This is a genomic window from Enterococcus sp. ZJ1622 (assembly GCF_011038845.1).
Taxonomy (GTDB): Bacteria; Bacillota; Bacilli; order Lactobacillales; family Enterococcaceae; genus Enterococcus_B.
The window spans coordinates 208,047-223,496 of record NZ_JAAKDW010000003.1; the positions used below are offsets into that span (position 1 = coordinate 208,047).

The following is a 15,450-nucleotide window of genomic DNA, read 5'->3' on the forward strand; positions in this document are numbered from 1 at the left end:
GTGGACAATGTCACTGGGCTAGATAGTTTTCACTGGTTCTTTTTAGGTGAAGTACGCGCGGGTTCTGTAAGAGAACTCGTTTTTTTATTGCCGTTAACCCGGCAAGCTTTTCTTTCTCTCATAATATTTGGAGGTGAATGACCATAGCAAAGGATATGATGGTTAACGACGGCATTCGTGCACGTGAGTTACGATTGATCGGTTCAGATGGTGAGCAATTAGGAGTTAAGACAAAAGCAGAAGCATTGAATATTGCAGAACAAGCAAACTTGGATCTTGTGTTAGTTGCCCCTGGTGCGAAACCACCAGTTGCGCGAATCATGGACTACGGGAAATACCGTTTCGAGCAGCAAAAGAAAGACCGCGAGGCGCGTAAAAAACAAAAAGTGATCAATGTAAAAGAAGTTCGCTTGAGTCCTACGATCGACTTGAACGATTTCAATACAAAACTTCGTAATGCACGTAAGTTCTTGGAAAAGGGCGATAAAGTGAAAGCTTCTATCCGTTTCAAAGGCCGTGCCATTACCCATAAAGAAATTGGTCAAAAAGTCTTGAATCGCTTAGCTGAAGAAACTGCTGATATTGCAACAGTGGAACAAAAAGCGAAAATGGACGGACGCAGCATGTTCTTGACGCTGGCACCGAAAAACGACAGTAAGTAATTTGAATGACTAACTGGCTGTTGGACAGCCGATAGTCGGATAACGAAAGATTTTGAGGAGGAAATATAGTCATGCCAAAACAAAAAACACACCGCGGATCAGCAAAACGTTTCAAACGTACTGGTAAAGGCGGATTGAAACGCTTCCGCGCGTTTACAAGTCACCGTTTCCACGGCAAAACAAAAAAACAACGCCGTCAATTGCGTAAAGCAAGCATGGTTTCTAGTGGCGACTTCAAACGTATTCGCCAACAACTAGCAAAAATGAAATAAGAAATACAAACGACAGAAATTTGAAGATTTATTTTTATTAGGAGGAATTATACATGGCACGTGTTAAAGGTGGAACAGTAACTCGTAAACGTCGTAAAAGAGTGCTAAAATTAGCAAAAGGTTACTACGGTTCAAAACACACTTTATTTAAAACAGCAAAAGAACAAGTAATGAATTCATACAACTACGCATATCGCGATCGTCGTCAAAAGAAACGCGACTTCCGTAAATTGTGGATTGCTCGTATCAACGCAGCAGCTCGTATGAATGGCTTGAGCTACTCAAAATTGATGCACGGTTTGAAATTAGCTGAAATCGACATCAACCGTAAAATGTTAGCTGACCTTGCTGTCAACGATGCAGCAGCATTTACTGCATTAGCTGACCAAGCAAAAGACGCTTTGGCTAAATAAGCTGAACAATCATAAAGAGGAAAGAAGATAACGGAAAAGTTATGTTCTTTCCTCTTTTTTTGTTCCAATTCTTTATAAAATAAAGCACAGAAGCGTATATAAGGCTAAAATAGCATAATTAGGGTTTTTTAATCCGACGATTGTGAAATATATTACAATTTTAATGTAAGCGCTATCCGTTTAGAATAGAATGAAATAGACTGATATATTAGTTACAGCTTATCAGCAGAACGAAATGAACGGAGGAGCAATATGAGTGATATTATTATTGGTATTTTGTTAGTTATCTCATTCTTTTTTATGGTCTGGTACTGCGTAAAAGGCTACAATCTGATGGTTGGCTTTGCGGTTATGGCAACGGTATGGATGGGATTGGCACTTGTCGGGAATGTATTTTCGCCGAATCCAGCGATGGAGGGACAAGGGGTCATAGATGTTTTGACGCATATCTATACTACCGGACCTGCTGAATATGCGAAATCGATCTTAGTGAATGTATTCTTTGGTGCCTTTTTCGGGCGAGTGTTAGTAGATAGCGGGATCGCGGCTACTTTGATCCGAAAAGTAGTGGAGCTTGGCGGAGACAAGCCGCGTATCACGATGAGTCTACTGTGTGTTGTAACCGCTATTATTTTTATGTCGATGACAGGGATCGGACCAGTTATTTCGATTGCCGTGATCGTCTTACCGATCTTGATGTCATTAGGGATCTCAGTGCCAGTGGCTTTGTTCTCGTTCATGGGTTCGATCATGGCAGGGATATTTGCGAACATCGTGAATTTCAAGCAATACCAAACCATCTATGCAGGGTTCAATCCTGCGGCTGAAAGCTATACTTACAATGACTATTTCCAAATCGGAATGATTGGGATGGTCGTGAGTTTGATCGTTGTACTGACTGTAGCTAATATATCAATGAATAAAAAGAAACGTTATGCAATGGCTGTCGATATGCAGACAGCAGGCGGAGATGCGCCAATGATTTCCTGGCTTGCCGTTCTTTTACCAGTTCTTGGGGTGGTGCTATTAGATTTGCCGATCATTTTAGGCTTTATATTGGCTGGAATCTGGGCTTTGCTCTTCACTGGGAAACTGCGAGGTGGCTACAAAGAGATCTGCCGGCAATTCGCTAAATTATTTACAGATGGGGCAGTCGATGTAGCGCCAATGGTAGGTTTCTTGATGACATTGGCGATGTTCAATAATGCTGCAGCTTATGCATCTCCTTATTTCTCAGCGATTTTTGGTGACTTGATACCGAAATCGCCACTTGTTTTAGCACTTGTATTTGCGATTTTGACACCTCTAGGATTTTTCCGCGGACCAATGAATCTAGTCGGCTCTGGCTCAGCGATCTTAGCAGTTGTACTAGCAGTGAACCCAACGATGCCTGTTGCGTTCTTGTTCCCGCTGTTTGCGATTACTACGATTGCTCCTCAGCACTTGGATATCACACAGTCTTGGGTCGCTTGGGGCTTAGGTTATACAAAAGTGACTTCTCGGGAATACATGAAAAAATCGATTCCGACAGGTTGGATCATCGGGGCGATCTTATGTTTAGTCACCTTCTTCTTGTACGGGAATTTCTAATTAACAAAACGTCAGAAAAATCATTCAGAGAAAAAGGGGGAAAAGAAAATGAAACGTTTTGTACGAATGGGGATCGATGTTGGCGGTACACATACGAAAGCCGTAGCAATCGATAATGCCACACATGAGATCATTGGGAAATCTTCAGTAAAGACAACACACGATGACCTTAGAGGGGTAGCAGCAGGAGTCGTGCAGTCTTTCCAAAACTGTTTGCAGGAAAACGACATCAGTCCTGATGATGTTGTGTTCGTTGCACATTCAACGACACAAGCAACCAATGCCCTGATTGAAGGCGATGTCGCTAAAGTCGGAGTCATCGGTATGTCAAAAGGTGGCTTAGAAGGTTTTTTGGCGAAACGGCAAACACGACTAAATGATATCGATCTTGGAAACAAGAAAAAAATCGAGATCGTGAATGCATTCTTGCCTGTAAAACATTTGAATTTCGATCGCGTCTCCGAAACCATCTCGTCCTTAGAAAAAGAAAAAGCAGAAGTCTTAGTTTCGTCGATGGCTTTTGGTGTAGATAATGGCGAACCGGAGCGCGTCGTGTACGAAGCAGCCTCTGGGAAGTCCATCCCTACCACGATGGCTTCAGACATCACCAAATTATACGGATTGACGAGAAGAACCAGAACAGCAGCTATCAATGCCTCGATTTTACCGAAGATGTTGGATACTGCGACATCTACGGAAAATTCAGTACGTGAAGCCGGCGTGAATGTCTCATTGATGATCATGCGAGGAGACGGCGGTGTCATGGAAATAAACGAGATGAAAAAGCGTCCGGTGCTGACGATGCTTTCGGGGCCTGCAGCATCCGTGATGGGCTCATTGATGTATTTGCGTGCGTCAAATGGAGTGTATTTTGAAGTTGGAGGGACGACGACCAATATCGGAGTGATCAAGAACGGGCGTCCTGCGATCGATTACTCAATTGTCGGTGGACATTCCACTTATATTTCTTCTCTTGATGTCCGAGTACTTGGAGTAGCAGGAGGCTCAATGGTTCGCGCCAATCAGTCCGGGATCATCGATGTCGGTCCGCGTTCTGCGCATATTGCCGGATTGGATTATGCAGTTTTTACAGAGACCGAAGAAATAAACAAACCGAAAGTTGTCTTTTTCTCGCCAAAAGAAGGCGATCCAGCCGACTATGTCAAAGTCGTGATGGAAGACGGAAAAGAAGTCACGATCACCAATACCTGTGCGGCCAATGTTCTAGGATTAGTGCAAGAAGAACACTTTTCATATGGAAATGTCCCGTCTGCACGCAAAGCCATGCAGGCATTAGCCGATTACTGTCAAACGACCGTGGAGGATATCGCGACACAGATCATGGAAAAATCGTATGCAAAGATCGAACCTGTGATCTTAGAATTAGCTGAAAAATATCATTTGGAAAAAGATCAGATTTCTCTAGTAGGCGTAGGTGGAGGTGCCGCCTCGCTTATCACTTATTTCAGTAACAAGATGGGTGTGAAATATTCGATTCCTGAAAATGCAGAAGTCATTTCTTCTATCGGAGTAGCGCTAGCGATGGTACGGGATGTGGTAGAACGTATCATTCCTTCGCCAAGTAAAGAAGATATCCGTGCGTTGAAAAATGAAGCGATGAATAAAGCCATCGAATCAGGAGCTACGCCAGAATCGATCGAAATCCATGTGGAGATCGATCCGCAGACTTCGAAAGTCACAGCAATCGCTACAGGTTCAACGGAAGTCAAAGCGACGGATCTAACGAAGGAGATCACGAACGAAGAAGCGCTGGCTCTTGCTGCTGAAGATATGCGATTGACCAAATCAGAAGTTTGTCTGTTAGAAAATACGCCTTTCTTTTATGTATATGGCGAAGAAAATCGTTCGAAAAACGCGGGGAACCTTCGTATCATCGATCAGAAAGGATTCATCAAGGTCCAAAGAGGTCATGCCGCTTGTCTGAAGACAACTGCCGCCAATTATATGACAGCCGTCGAACAGTTGTGGGAGGATATGGCTGTTTACCAGACAGAGCTGATCGCTCGACCGGAGTTTTATCTTTGCCTTGGTGCACGTGTCTCTGATTTTTCCGCAACAGATTTGGAACAGCTTCAATTGCTGATGGATTTGGAAGTGTCGACATTGGAGCCAGAGGAAGAAGTGATCGTTGTTGCAGGAAATATCAAGCAAACATAGACTGGAAGATTTGCTGCTGGAATTAAGGAAAGTGCCGGAGGAGATTTGGGGATTGTATCAATTCAGGCGCGACCTTTTAGGAAAGAAGATCTCTGTCCCGCAGCAAAAAAGATTCATCAAACAAGCAATCGCGTGTGGTGTAGGAACGGCCAAAAAAATCCAGAAGCAGTACCCGCTCATGCCGGTTTCGAAAATTTGCGAGCAAATGGAGATACCTATCTGCCAGGTCGCTTCAGAAAAACTGGCAGGTCGGATCACCTTCGCTACTTATGATGAGACAGAAGGGATCCGAGTGATGGCCGAGCCGCTTGAAAAGCTGAAACAACTCACTGGAACTGTCACATCGGTTTCTTTGGATCAGGCACCTGATCTGATTTTGGGGCATGAGCTTTTCCATCATATTGAAACAGTAGATAAGGAAATCTATACACGAACGACGACGATCGATCTATGGAGATTTCTTTTCTATACTCACCGTTCATCGATCCGAGCATTAAGCGAGATTGCTGCTATGAGTTTTTCGAAAGAGTTGAATCGATCTGAGTTTTCCCCTTACTTGTTAGATGCAGCACTGCTTTGGCTGTACAGTCAAGAGCGGAGCAGTTCCATCTTAAGTGAAGTGAGAGAAATCGAACAGTGGTGAGTGTCTTATAAAAATAGAGGAAGCTGTGACAAAAGACTTGTCGCAGCTTTTTTTTCGGATAAATGGTGTTCCACCTGCTGATTCTCGGCAATAAGTTCACTGAACAAGAAAATATGAGGAGCTATTTTTGTTTGGTTGTTCTTATTACTTGATGCAGGACAGCTTTTTCACAACCTCTGATTCACGGTGTTCCAGTGCCAACTTTTCGGAGATAAGCCTAATTTATGCAAAAATGTGGGAAACCATTTTCACAAAATTTTTCTTAGCCCTCAAAGCTGAACGGCACTGTCACAACCTCTCTATTTTTTCGTCTCATCTTCGAAATAATCGGGATATTCATGGATCACATATTCTTGTTCTTCGATGATCATATGTAAATGCATCGTGCAAAGAAATCCGACCTCATCGAAGTTGTGTTCGATCATCGTTTGGAGCATGGTCTGATGCTCATCTAACACACGCCCCCAACCTAATTCACTGATTGTTAGACGTAGCCATCTGAAACGATCTAAATGAGTACTATAACTTTCCAGCCAGTCCCAGATTTCAAGTTTTCCAGCAATTTCATAGCAGGTACGATGGAATTCTTTGTCCAAATCGAAAAATGCTTTTTTGTTTTGCGTGATGACGGCCTGATCTGTTTTCTCTAAGATTTTTTCTAAGCGTAGCTGATCTTGACGTGACATTTTCGCACTGCATTCCTGAAGGATCGGTTTTTCTAGCTTTTCCCTAGTATAGCGGGCTAAAGAAGCCGAGCGTATATCGATTTTTGATACATAGGTGCCGGATTGCGGAATGGTTTTGATCAGTTCCTGGTTCCGTAATTGGATCAAGGCTTCGCGAATCGGTGTACGACCGATTTTCAGCTGCTCTTCCAGTAGTTTGTCTGAGATCCTGCTTCCGGGGGCTAATTCAGAATAAATGATTTGTTTGCGTATAGATTCATACGCTTGCTGTTGCAGATTATTGATGACCATTTGAACTTCCTTTCTTTTTCAATAAACCAAGTATACCATGAATCGCTTTCAAAGCGTGTGAAGTAACTGATGAATCGTCTAGATGGGAGGAAAAGGTGTTGGCACACATAAAAAAGCTCTAAAAGGCAGGCCTTCTAGAACTTTTTGTCATGGAAATATCAATCAGGTCGGATCTCCTGTAGCGATTTGACGCGTCCGCCGATTTTCTTGGCGAAAGCTTCTGATTCTTTTTTGTCTTTGAAAATGAGCAGATTGTCTTGGTTTTTTTCCCGTGTGCGGCAGCCAGTTTTATCGATGTAACCGTGCAGTACTTTGACGACATACATGATGATCACCTGCTTTTTTCTTTACATTATACGGGCTCTTTGTCGCAACACAAGAAAAATGCTTGGGAAAGAACTGGTCGATTTTTTATTTTTTATCTAATTCTGCGTACGCCTGAAATAACTGATCGATGCTAGGCGCGACACGTCCGAGTTTCACTAATCGTTGGTTGTCAGCCTGAAGGAAACAATGTTTACTCGAGCCTGTTGTTTTGAGCCTCTGATCTTCGCTTCCATAGATCTGATAATCAAAATCCAGCCGAGTCCCTGTGTATTTAGCGATCGTTGGTTGGATCAGCACTTTTTCCCCATAACGGATCATTTCTTTGTACTGGCAGCTTACATCTAGAACAGGGATGATGATCCCTGTCTCTTCGATTTTTTTATAAGGGAAACCTAAGTGATCCAGCAAAGCCACTCGTGCTTCTTCAAACCAGCGGATATAATTGCTGTGATGGATGATCCCCATTTGGTCTGTTTCATAATAAAAAGGTTCGCGTACGTAACCGGTGAATTTTTCCATGTTCAAACTCCTTGTCCTGATGTGTCTTTTTCACAAAAATAGTTCATCCACTTTGGAAGAGCCGCACTGATTTGTGTAGGCAATACGACATACTGCTCTTTAGCAAGCTGATCGGCGATGAAGCTGTGGAGGTAGACAGCTGCGGCAATCGTCTGGTCATTCTTAGGGAATTGGGCTAAAAAGCCAGTAAGAATCCCCGCCAGAGTATCACCAGTGCCACCAGTGGCCATAGCTGCAGAACCAGCTGTATTCTTATAGATGCCATGTTGTCCATAGATCGTTGTTTCATGACTTTTCAGGACGACTGTAGCGCCTATTTCTTGCTGTTTCTTCAAATTTGCTTCTGTTGTCTGCTCATTGATGGCTAAAGAACTGAGACGCTGCCATTCCATTTGATGAGGCGTCAGAACAGTCTGCTTTGGATAAGGAAGCTGTAATTCATGGGCGGCAAGCAGTGTCAAAGCAGAGCCGTCGATCACCAGCCACTGATCCTCTTTTTGCTCCTTCAAAATCAAACGTAAAAGTGCCAAGCTCTCAGAAGAGGTGCCAAGGCCAGGTCCGATCAATAAAACGTCTGCGCTTTGCAGGATCGATAGACAAGCGTTTTTGTCGGTCCAATCCAGTACCATTGCTTCCGGCAGATGCGTATGCAGCGGGATGTGATTGTGCTTATCCGTCAAAACAGTGGTCAGACCAGCGCCGCTGTGGACTGTCGCTAGAGCACTCATAATGATTGCGCCGCCATATTGAGCGTTTCCGCCAATCAGTACTGTTCGTCCAAAAGTACCTTTATGTGACTTTTGCGGTCGCGGTTTGATAACGGATGTTAATAATTGTTCGTTCAAGTGCATCCAAAAACCTCCTTTGCCTTATTATAGCCTAGTTTTTTTGATGGATGAAATAGAAAGAGAGAGGAATTGTCTGATTTTTTAAACTATTTTTTTCTTCATTTTATGGTATCATGGACACGAAGACTTAATAAGTGGAGGAATAACTTTATGACAATCGATTGGCAAAAAGAAGTAGAAGCACGTAAAGATGATCTGCTTGAAGACTTGAAAAATCTTTTACGTGTCAACAGCGAACGGGATGATTCGAAAGTAACACCCGACGCACCATTTGGACCTGGTCCAAGAGATGCACTGAAACACATGCTTGCTTATGGCGAACGTGATGGCTTTAAAGTGAAAAACGTCGACAATTACGCTGGACATATCGACCTTGGTGAAGGAGACGAAACATTAGGGATCTTTGGACACATGGACGTTGTGCCTGCAGGAGATGGCTGGGATACAGATCCATATGAACCGGTGATCAAAGATGGAAAAATCTTTGCACGTGGTTCAAGTGATGACAAAGGCCCAAGTATGGCAGCTTACTATGCAATGAAAATCATCAAAGAACTTGATTTGAAATTGTCGAAAAAAGTTCGTTTCGTTGTCGGAAGCGATGAAGAAAGCGGCTGGGGCGACATGGCTTATTACTTTGAACATGAAGAAGAACCAGATTTCGGTTTCTCTCCAGATGCAGAATTCCCAATCATCAATGGGGAAAAAGGAAATGTTTCATTAGCTTTGCGTTTCAAAGGCGATAATGCCGGAGATTACGCGTTGAAATCATTTGCTTCTGGTCTTCGTGAAAACATGGTGCCAGGAACAGCAACAGCAGCACTTGAAGTCCCAAATGCAGAAGCAGCGATCGCGATGGAAGAAGCCTTCCTGAAATTTATCGAAGCAAACCCAGTCAGCGGGACCATCGAAGCAGACAATACCTACGTAAAAATCGAATTAGTCGGTAAAGGTGCGCATGGAGCAAGTCCGCAATCTGGGATCAATGCCGGTTCATTCTTAGCATTGTTCTTGGACAACTATGAATTTATGGAATCAGCAAAACGATTCATCCATGTGGCAGCAGCGTACGTGCATGAAGACTTCTACGGTGAAAAACTAGGCGTTGCTTACGAAGATGAAAAAATGGGCAAATTGACAATGAATGCCGGTTTGTTTGCTTTCAAAGAAAACGGGACAGAAGAAGAGAACTTCATCAACATGAACTTCCGTTATCCTAAAGGTGTGACAGTCGACAGCTTGGAAAGCGGGATCGAAAAAACAGCAGGACAAGAAGGCGCAACGATCACACGCGGCGCACGTGTCATGGAACCTCATTATGTACCAATGGATGATCCATTGGTTGCAACCTTACTGCAAGTCTATGAAGATCATACTGGCGAAAAAGGCTACGAACAAATCATCGGCGGCGGTACTTACGGACGCTTGCTGAAACGTGGTGTAGCTTACGGTGCGATGTTCCCAGGCTATACAGATACTATGCACCAAGCAAATGAATTCATGAGCTTAGACGATCTGTTCCGAGCAACAGCAATCTATGCGGATGCGATCTATCGTTTGGCGAAATAATCATATAAGAATACTAAAAAAACTCCGGCTATTTTTGATAGCCGGAGTTTTTTGATGATAATCATTTTACAGAATGGATATGTTCTTTTTCTAAAAATAGTTCATCGTTTTTTTCTTCAGGGGGAATTAAAAAGGCAAAGGCACTCAATATGGCAAAACTTGTGATGATTTGCGTACGATACGTAAACCAATAATGTATTTGTGAGTGATTAGCTAAAATATTGTACCAAATATACGGAGTTACAGCAGCTAAGACAAATAAAACAAGAAAATGGAACGGATGCCAATTATTTCGTTTCCGATAAGCAATATAAATAAAGAAAAGACAAGTGATTACTAAAATCAATATCGTTACTTTCGGATACATTAATTTGAAGTTGTTTTTTAACATTTCCAGACGGTGTAGAGGATAGTCGTCATTACCTTCTGTTCGAAAAATGATTTGATTTATCGCATCTTTTATTATATTTTTTCTCAGAATAATTGAAGATATACACCATTTAGCAACCCATGTTAGCCCATATCCTAATCCCCAAAAAATACCAGTGAGAACAAAATTAATTAATTGATTTTTTAGTTTTTCTATGGGTCTATTTAATTTCTTATTGTTTAAATAAAAAATAATCACTATTGGTATACCCCATGAAACAATGGGGGTTGTTAGCAAATCAAAAAAATTAGCTAGGGAACCAATAATAAAAAAATATAAGAACATGTTTTGATTTGTTTTTAGTATATTTGGTTTTATTAAAAATAATAATGTAGCTAATAATGTTAAAATCCAAATGTTTGAAAATTGCATACTAAAGAAAAAGGTAGACGCATTTCCTAATGCGATAGCAATTAAAAATGCAATTCCTAAATAAATATCGCTATGCTTAATCAAAAAGTAAGTAGTTAATCCAATTGTGACAAAGAGAACAGTCGCATAAATAGTACGGATACTGCCGAGAGTCATTACTATGAGTAAAGGACGTAAAAATAATTGGTAGCCATGCCAATAACGCGGATAATTTCCCATAAACATCGCATTTTCTAATGGATTAAGTGTAGCGTTTGATTTGGCTTTAAATATCATCAAGTTGTCAGTGAAATTATCTAATCTTGTACCAAAAGCATTTCCTTTGTTTATGGTGGGATACAGCCCTTCATTTGCTAACATTTGTATTGATTTATCCACATTTGTATCAATAAATTTTTGTGGGATAGAATAAATAATTGTCAGCAAAATACAATAACTAATGAGTAAAGTGATAAAAGTAAAAATAATCTTTTTCGAGAGCTTCATTTGTTTCTCCTAACTGTTTTTGATTTTTCTAATTAATAAATAAGAAGGAAATTACAAGGCGAAATAAAGATAAAATATAAACTAAAATTGTCAAGAAGACATAAATGTAGCAAAAAAATATAATAATTTAAACAAGCTAATAATTATTAATAAAATCAATAGTTATGTTTCCTAAGAAGTAAAGAGATTCCGGATACAAATAAAGTTATGAAAAAGGTGGAAAGAAGAATATCTTTTTTTTATACATAATATCCTCACCTACTTCATTTTTTGGTTTTTGTATTCATGATAAACATGGTATAGATTCAATTCATATTCTTTTTTCGCATTCGTGACGACGGTGTCTAAAATCAGACCTGTCACAAGCGAAAGAAGGGCCAAAGTCATCAAACCTGTACTTAAAATCGCGGAAGGGACACGGGTAATAAAGCTCGTTAACATGAATTCACGAATAACCGGGATCCCTGTCAATAGACCGAATAAAAAGAAGAAGGCCGTCCAGATACCGAAAAATAACAAAGGTTTGTAATCTTTGAACATTTTGATGATCATCATGATCACTTTGAACCCGTCAGAAAAAGTATTCAATTTGGATTCACTACCTTCCGGGCGGTCACGATAATCGATCGGAAGCTCCACTAGCTTGAATTTTTTATCTAAGGCATGGATCGTCAATTCTGTTTCGATTTGAAAGCCAGAGCTCATGATAGGGAAGCTTTTGACAAATACCCGGTTGAATCCTCGATAGCCGGTCATTACGTCCCGGATTTTTGTTTTGTACATTTTTGTGATCGTATTTTTCACTAAATTGTTTCCGAAATCATGGAATGGACGTTTATTTTCATCGAAATACGTACCATTCGACAATCGGTCACCAATCACCATATCCGCTTCGCCAGAACGAAGCTTATCAAGTAAACTGTGAACTGCTTCGGCAGGGTACGTATCGTCGCCATCGACCATCAGATAATAATCGGCGTCGATATCGAAGAACATCTGACGGATCACATTTCCTTTCCCTTGCCGCGGTTCTTTTTTTACAATGGCACCACCTTGAACGGCGAGCTCATACGTATGATCAGTCGAATTATTGTCATATACATAAATATCTGCCTCTGGTAATTCCCGTTTAAAGTCGGCGATGACGGTCGAGATCGTCGCTTCTTCATTGTAGCATGGAATTAATACAGCAATTTTTTCACTTTTTTCCATTGTTCACTCTCCATAAATAATTATAAAACACATTCTATCTAAGAATACCGTATCGCCAAGGCAAATACCAGTTCCTGCATAGGAAAATTAAGTTATTTTTTCTTTTTGAGTAATTAAAAACTGTTCCTACAAAAAAACCGCTATAAAAGAAAACAAGTCATGACTGTTCACTCGTCTTTTCGATAGCGGGATTTTTTCTTTCGATCGTTGTATAGTTAAATTGATTCTGCTGATTCGCCTTTTTTTCTTGTAATGTCTAAAACGGTGCCTGTACGTGCATCAGCCAGGAATTCATAATAGACGATTTCGCCATCTTCAACACGGGAGATGCCACCTCGATAAGCATTTGATCGAACAGCAAATTTACGGATAGGTTCTTTTTCAAAAGAGATCCAAGAGCCTTCGATCGCGCCTTCTTCCAAAAATGACTCTTTGATCTGCGCCAAAACCTGATCGGCTGTAAGGGCTTTTTTGCGATGATACAGTATCGTCGAAGCAACACCGCTTAAAAGACCAAGGCTGATCCCTACAGCAAGTCCGCCTTTGAAATAACTGCGTTCACTTTCTTCATACATTCGGATATACCTCCTTTTTCCGTTCCTTTCTATTCCTTGTGTTTATTCTACCACACTCTATGAATTTCTTTGAAATAAATAACCGCTCCTTGCGAAAATAAGTTATAATAGTGACAAAAGATTCGTTCTCAAAAAACAAATACTTGTGGATGGATCAATTATAAGTTTGAGAGGAGTTTAGTCTGAAATTTAGACGAATTGAATATGGAAGAAAAAACATTTCAACGCATCAAAGAATTAACTGAGCTTCAAGGAACAAGCGGGTTTGAACAAGACATACGCGCATACATGGAAAGCCATATGGCCCCATTAGTGGACGAATTACAGCAAGATGGTCTAGGTGGGCTATTTGGTCTGCGCCACCACAAAGAAGAAGATGCACCACGAGTGATGGTTGCTGCACATATGGATGAAGTCGGATTCATGCTGACTCAAATTCAAGAAAACGGCTTATTCAAAGTTGTACCATTAGGCGGCTGGAATCCATATGTCGTTTCTGCGCAACGCTTTACTTTGAAAACATCTTCTGGTAAAAATTACCCATGTATCTCTTCATCAGTTCCACCTCATTTATTGCGCGGAACAAGCGGACAAAAATCTGTCGAAGTCACCGATATCTTGTTTGACGCTGGATTTGAATCTCGCGATGAAGCTATGAGTTACGGCGTCTTGCCAGGGGATACGATCGTTCCTTATGCAGAAACGATCAAGACCGCAAACGGAAAAAATATCATCAGCAAGTCTTGGGACAACCGTTACGGCTGTACGATGGTCCTTGAAGCGCTAGAAGCTTTGCAGAATGAACAATTAGGTCATACCCTGATTGCAGGGGCAAACGTACAAGAAGAAGTCGGACTACGCGGATCGAAAGCCTCCGTCAATAAATTCAAACCAGATCTGTTCTTTGCTGTCGATTGTTCAGCAGCGGATGATACAGTGACAAAAAATGGCACATTCGGTCATTTAGGAGAAGGGACTTTGATGCGTATCCAAGATCCAGGTCTGATCATGCTTCCTCGTTTGCGTGAGTACTTATTGGATATCGCAGAGACAAACAATATCCCTTATCAGTATTTCGTTTCAAAAGGCGGAACCGATGCAGGCGCTGCTCATACGCAAAATGAAGGAATCCCAAGTACAGTTATCGGCGTAGTGGGTCGTTATATCCATACACATCAAACGATGTTCAGTATCCGCGATTTTGAAGCAGCAAGAGAAATGCTGATCCAGACGCTTAAGGGACTGGACAAATCCACTGTGAATACCATCGTGTACGGAAAATAAAAGAACTTAACGAATCTGGCGAGAACATCCTCTCGCCGGATTTTTTTCAGTACAAAAAAGGTCACAGTTGGTCAGTTTGACATAAAGGTGTATAATTTAGGTGAACATGCACAGAAAAATAGAAAGAGGTAGATTTATGATCATTCCAGAAAACTTAGAAGACTTGGCAGGTTACGTAGAAAAAGGGAAAAATGTGTTTTTCTTTACAGCGGACTGGTGTGGCGACTGCCGATTCATCAAGCCGCAAATGCCGGAAATCGAAAAAGATTTTTCAGACTGGCAGTTTATCGAAGTCGATCGTGACAAATACATAGATGTAGCCGCTGAATGGAGTATCTTCGGGATCCCAAGCTTCGTCGTGATCCAAGATGGTAAGGAACTTGGCCGTCTTGTCAATAAAGACCGTAAAACGAAGCAAGAGATTGAAGATTTCCTGAATAAAGTGATTGAAAGCTAACATCTTTTAGGAGGGATCAAGATGGAGCAAGAGTATAAAAATATTTTAGTCGGTATCGACGGTAGTGACCAAGCATTTGCAGCATTCAAGAAAGCAGTGGAGGTTGCCCGCAGGAATAATGGTACCGTGTATGTAGCACACGTCATCGATCAGCAATTCTATAATTTTATGGGGTATGCACCGATTGACCAGAACTTAGTTGATCAGCAAACAGAAACTGCGAAGCAAATGATCGAGGACTGTAAAGCCTACGGGAAGACCGTTGATTACCAGTCTATTGAAGGGATCATTGCGTACGGATCTGTTCGTGAATCGATGGCTGTCAAGTTACCTGATAAATATCATATCGATCTGATCATGGTGGGTCAATCAGGGCTGAATGCGGTCGAACGTTTCATGACAGGAAGTGTTGCAAGCTATGTCATACGTCGTGCACCTTGTGACGTCTTGATCGTATCTGACGAAGAAGAACAATCAAGCAATTAAGAGAGACAGCTTTATTTGGTCGATTGTTCTGATTCATAACGGCATGTTGGTTCTAAAAAATAGAGAGGTGTGACAAAATTTTTGTCATGCCCCTTTTTTTTGAATAAATGGTGTTTAGAAACAGCTTTTGTCACCACCTCTCATTTTTTC

The 15,450-nt window shown here is 41.3% G+C and carries 17 protein-coding genes and 1 other annotated feature (1 of these 18 cut by a window edge); of the genes, 10 read left to right on the forward strand and 7 right to left on the reverse strand.

The window, feature by feature from the left end; all coding sequences use genetic code 11:
* Positions 1–94: a sequence feature (ribosomal protein L20 leader region), on the forward strand; it begins 33 nt to the left of the window's first position.
* Between the two features lie 43 nt (positions 95–137).
* The 6 genes from infC to G7Y42_RS04260 all read left to right on the forward strand — a co-directional run bounded on the left by infC (position 138) and on the right by G7Y42_RS04260 (position 5,758).
* Positions 138–662, forward strand: coding sequence for a translation initiation factor IF-3 (gene infC, locus G7Y42_RS04235; RefSeq protein ID WP_002293357.1), 525 nt, complete (start codon positions 138–140; stop codon positions 660–662).
* A 71-nt stretch (positions 663–733) separates the two neighbouring features.
* The gene (gene rpmI / locus G7Y42_RS04240; protein ID WP_002289309.1) at positions 734–934 is read left to right on the forward strand and encodes a 50S ribosomal protein L35; all 201 of its coding nucleotides are present in this window, start codon (positions 734–736) and stop codon (positions 932–934) included.
* A gap of 53 nt (positions 935–987) precedes the next feature.
* Positions 988–1,347, forward strand: a complete 360-nt coding sequence (rplT, locus tag G7Y42_RS04245; RefSeq protein WP_165004385.1) for a 50S ribosomal protein L20 — start codon at positions 988–990, stop codon at positions 1,345–1,347.
* Between the two features lie 252 nt (positions 1,348–1,599).
* Positions 1,600–2,937 (forward strand): citrate transporter, encoded by a 1,338-nt coding sequence (locus tag G7Y42_RS04250; protein WP_165004387.1) that lies wholly within the window; start codon positions 1,600–1,602, stop codon positions 2,935–2,937.
* Positions 2,938–2,985: 48 nt separating this feature from the next.
* Entirely contained in the window at positions 2,986–5,115 is a 2,130-nt protein-coding gene (locus G7Y42_RS04255) for a hydantoinase/oxoprolinase family protein (protein WP_165004389.1), read from the forward strand.
* Entirely contained in the window at positions 5,090–5,758 is a 669-nt protein-coding gene (locus tag G7Y42_RS04260; RefSeq protein ID WP_165004502.1) for a hypothetical protein, read from the forward strand. The genes G7Y42_RS04255 and G7Y42_RS04260 overlap by 26 nt, the downstream gene beginning before the upstream one ends.
* Positions 5,759–6,057: 299 nt before the next feature.
* Here G7Y42_RS04260 and G7Y42_RS04265 read toward each other — a convergent pair whose 3' ends face one another.
* The 4 genes from G7Y42_RS04265 to G7Y42_RS04280 form a co-directional block, all read right to left on the reverse strand.
* Complete coding sequence (locus G7Y42_RS04265) at positions 6,058–6,735, reverse strand: GntR family transcriptional regulator (protein ID WP_165004391.1); 678 nt, start codon at positions 6,733–6,735, stop codon at positions 6,058–6,060.
* 158 nt (positions 6,736–6,893) lie between these two features.
* A complete protein-coding gene (locus G7Y42_RS04270) occupies positions 6,894–7,061 on the reverse strand; it encodes a hypothetical protein (RefSeq protein WP_165004393.1) in 168 nt (55 codons plus the stop codon).
* An 85-nt stretch (positions 7,062–7,146) separates the two neighbouring features.
* Entirely contained in the window at positions 7,147–7,581 is a 435-nt protein-coding gene (locus tag G7Y42_RS04275; RefSeq protein WP_165004395.1) for an acyl-CoA thioesterase, read from the reverse strand.
* A 2-nt stretch (positions 7,582–7,583) separates the two neighbouring features.
* Entirely contained in the window at positions 7,584–8,432 is an 849-nt protein-coding gene (locus G7Y42_RS04280) for an NAD(P)H-hydrate dehydratase (protein WP_165004397.1), read from the reverse strand.
* Between the two features lie 147 nt (positions 8,433–8,579).
* Here G7Y42_RS04280 and pepV point away from each other — a divergent pair, with 147 nt between their 5' ends.
* Positions 8,580–9,998: a dipeptidase PepV gene (pepV, locus tag G7Y42_RS04285; RefSeq protein ID WP_165004399.1), complete on the forward strand. Its 1,419-nt coding sequence runs from the start codon at positions 8,580–8,582 to the stop codon at positions 9,996–9,998.
* A 61-nt stretch (positions 9,999–10,059) separates the two neighbouring features.
* Here the strand turns inward: pepV and G7Y42_RS04290 are convergent, their stop codons facing one another.
* The 3 genes from G7Y42_RS04290 to G7Y42_RS04300 all read right to left on the reverse strand — a co-directional run bounded on the left by G7Y42_RS04290 (position 10,060) and on the right by G7Y42_RS04300 (position 13,073).
* Positions 10,060–11,286, reverse strand: a complete 1,227-nt coding sequence (locus G7Y42_RS04290) for a hypothetical protein (RefSeq protein ID WP_165004401.1) — start codon at positions 11,284–11,286, stop codon at positions 10,060–10,062.
* 258 nt (positions 11,287–11,544) lie between these two features.
* Positions 11,545–12,498, reverse strand: coding sequence for a glycosyltransferase family 2 protein (locus G7Y42_RS04295; protein ID WP_165004403.1), 954 nt, complete (start codon positions 12,496–12,498; stop codon positions 11,545–11,547).
* A 215-nt stretch (positions 12,499–12,713) separates the two neighbouring features.
* Positions 12,714–13,073, reverse strand: a complete 360-nt coding sequence (locus tag G7Y42_RS04300; RefSeq protein WP_165004405.1) for a PepSY domain-containing protein — start codon at positions 13,071–13,073, stop codon at positions 12,714–12,716.
* A gap of 204 nt (positions 13,074–13,277) precedes the next feature.
* Here G7Y42_RS04300 and pepA point away from each other — a divergent pair, with 204 nt between their 5' ends.
* The 3 genes from pepA (at position 13,278) to G7Y42_RS04315 (ending at position 15,300) form a co-directional block, all read left to right on the forward strand.
* Positions 13,278–14,357, forward strand: a complete 1,080-nt coding sequence (gene pepA / locus G7Y42_RS04305; RefSeq protein ID WP_165004407.1) for a glutamyl aminopeptidase — start codon at positions 13,278–13,280, stop codon at positions 14,355–14,357.
* Positions 14,358–14,493: 136 nt separating this feature from the next.
* A complete protein-coding gene (locus G7Y42_RS04310) occupies positions 14,494–14,814 on the forward strand; it encodes a thioredoxin family protein (RefSeq protein WP_165004409.1) in 321 nt (106 codons plus the stop codon).
* Between the two features lie 21 nt (positions 14,815–14,835).
* Positions 14,836–15,300 carry a universal stress protein gene (locus tag G7Y42_RS04315; protein ID WP_165004411.1) on the forward strand — a complete coding sequence of 155 codons (465 nt, stop codon included), beginning with the start codon at positions 14,836–14,838 and terminating at the stop codon, positions 15,298–15,300.
* Positions 15,301–15,450: the final 150 nt, after the last annotated feature.

Excerpts from the sequence above, each read along its gene's own strand:
- infC (WP_002293357.1), top strand. The coding sequence starts at position 138 with ATGACCATAGCAAAGGATATGATGGTTAACGACGGCATTCGTGCACGT.
- rpmI (WP_002289309.1), top strand. The coding sequence starts at position 734 with ATGCCAAAACAAAAAACACACCGCGGATCAGCAAAACGTTTCAAACGT.
- rplT (WP_165004385.1), top strand. The coding sequence starts at position 988 with ATGGCACGTGTTAAAGGTGGAACAGTAACTCGTAAACGTCGTAAAAGA.
- G7Y42_RS04250 (WP_165004387.1), top strand. The coding sequence starts at position 1,600 with ATGAGTGATATTATTATTGGTATTTTGTTAGTTATCTCATTCTTTTTT.
- G7Y42_RS04255 (WP_165004389.1), top strand. The coding sequence starts at position 2,986 with ATGAAACGTTTTGTACGAATGGGGATCGATGTTGGCGGTACACATACG.
- G7Y42_RS04265 (WP_165004391.1), bottom strand. The coding sequence starts at position 6,735 with ATGGTCATCAATAATCTGCAACAGCAAGCGTATGAATCTATACGCAAA.
- G7Y42_RS04270 (WP_165004393.1), bottom strand. The coding sequence starts at position 7,061 with ATGTATGTCGTCAAAGTACTGCACGGTTACATCGATAAAACTGGCTGC.
- G7Y42_RS04275 (WP_165004395.1), bottom strand. The coding sequence starts at position 7,581 with ATGGAAAAATTCACCGGTTACGTACGCGAACCTTTTTATTATGAAACA.
- G7Y42_RS04280 (WP_165004397.1), bottom strand. The coding sequence starts at position 8,432 with ATGCACTTGAACGAACAATTATTAACATCCGTTATCAAACCGCGACCG.
- pepV (WP_165004399.1), top strand. The coding sequence starts at position 8,580 with ATGACAATCGATTGGCAAAAAGAAGTAGAAGCACGTAAAGATGATCTG.
- G7Y42_RS04290 (WP_165004401.1), bottom strand. The coding sequence starts at position 11,286 with ATGAAGCTCTCGAAAAAGATTATTTTTACTTTTATCACTTTACTCATT.
- G7Y42_RS04295 (WP_165004403.1), bottom strand. The coding sequence starts at position 12,498 with ATGGAAAAAAGTGAAAAAATTGCTGTATTAATTCCATGCTACAATGAA.
- G7Y42_RS04300 (WP_165004405.1), bottom strand. The coding sequence starts at position 13,073 with ATGTATGAAGAAAGTGAACGCAGTTATTTCAAAGGCGGACTTGCTGTA.
- pepA (WP_165004407.1), top strand. The coding sequence starts at position 13,278 with ATGGAAGAAAAAACATTTCAACGCATCAAAGAATTAACTGAGCTTCAA.
- G7Y42_RS04310 (WP_165004409.1), top strand. The coding sequence starts at position 14,494 with ATGATCATTCCAGAAAACTTAGAAGACTTGGCAGGTTACGTAGAAAAA.
- G7Y42_RS04315 (WP_165004411.1), top strand. The coding sequence starts at position 14,836 with ATGGAGCAAGAGTATAAAAATATTTTAGTCGGTATCGACGGTAGTGAC.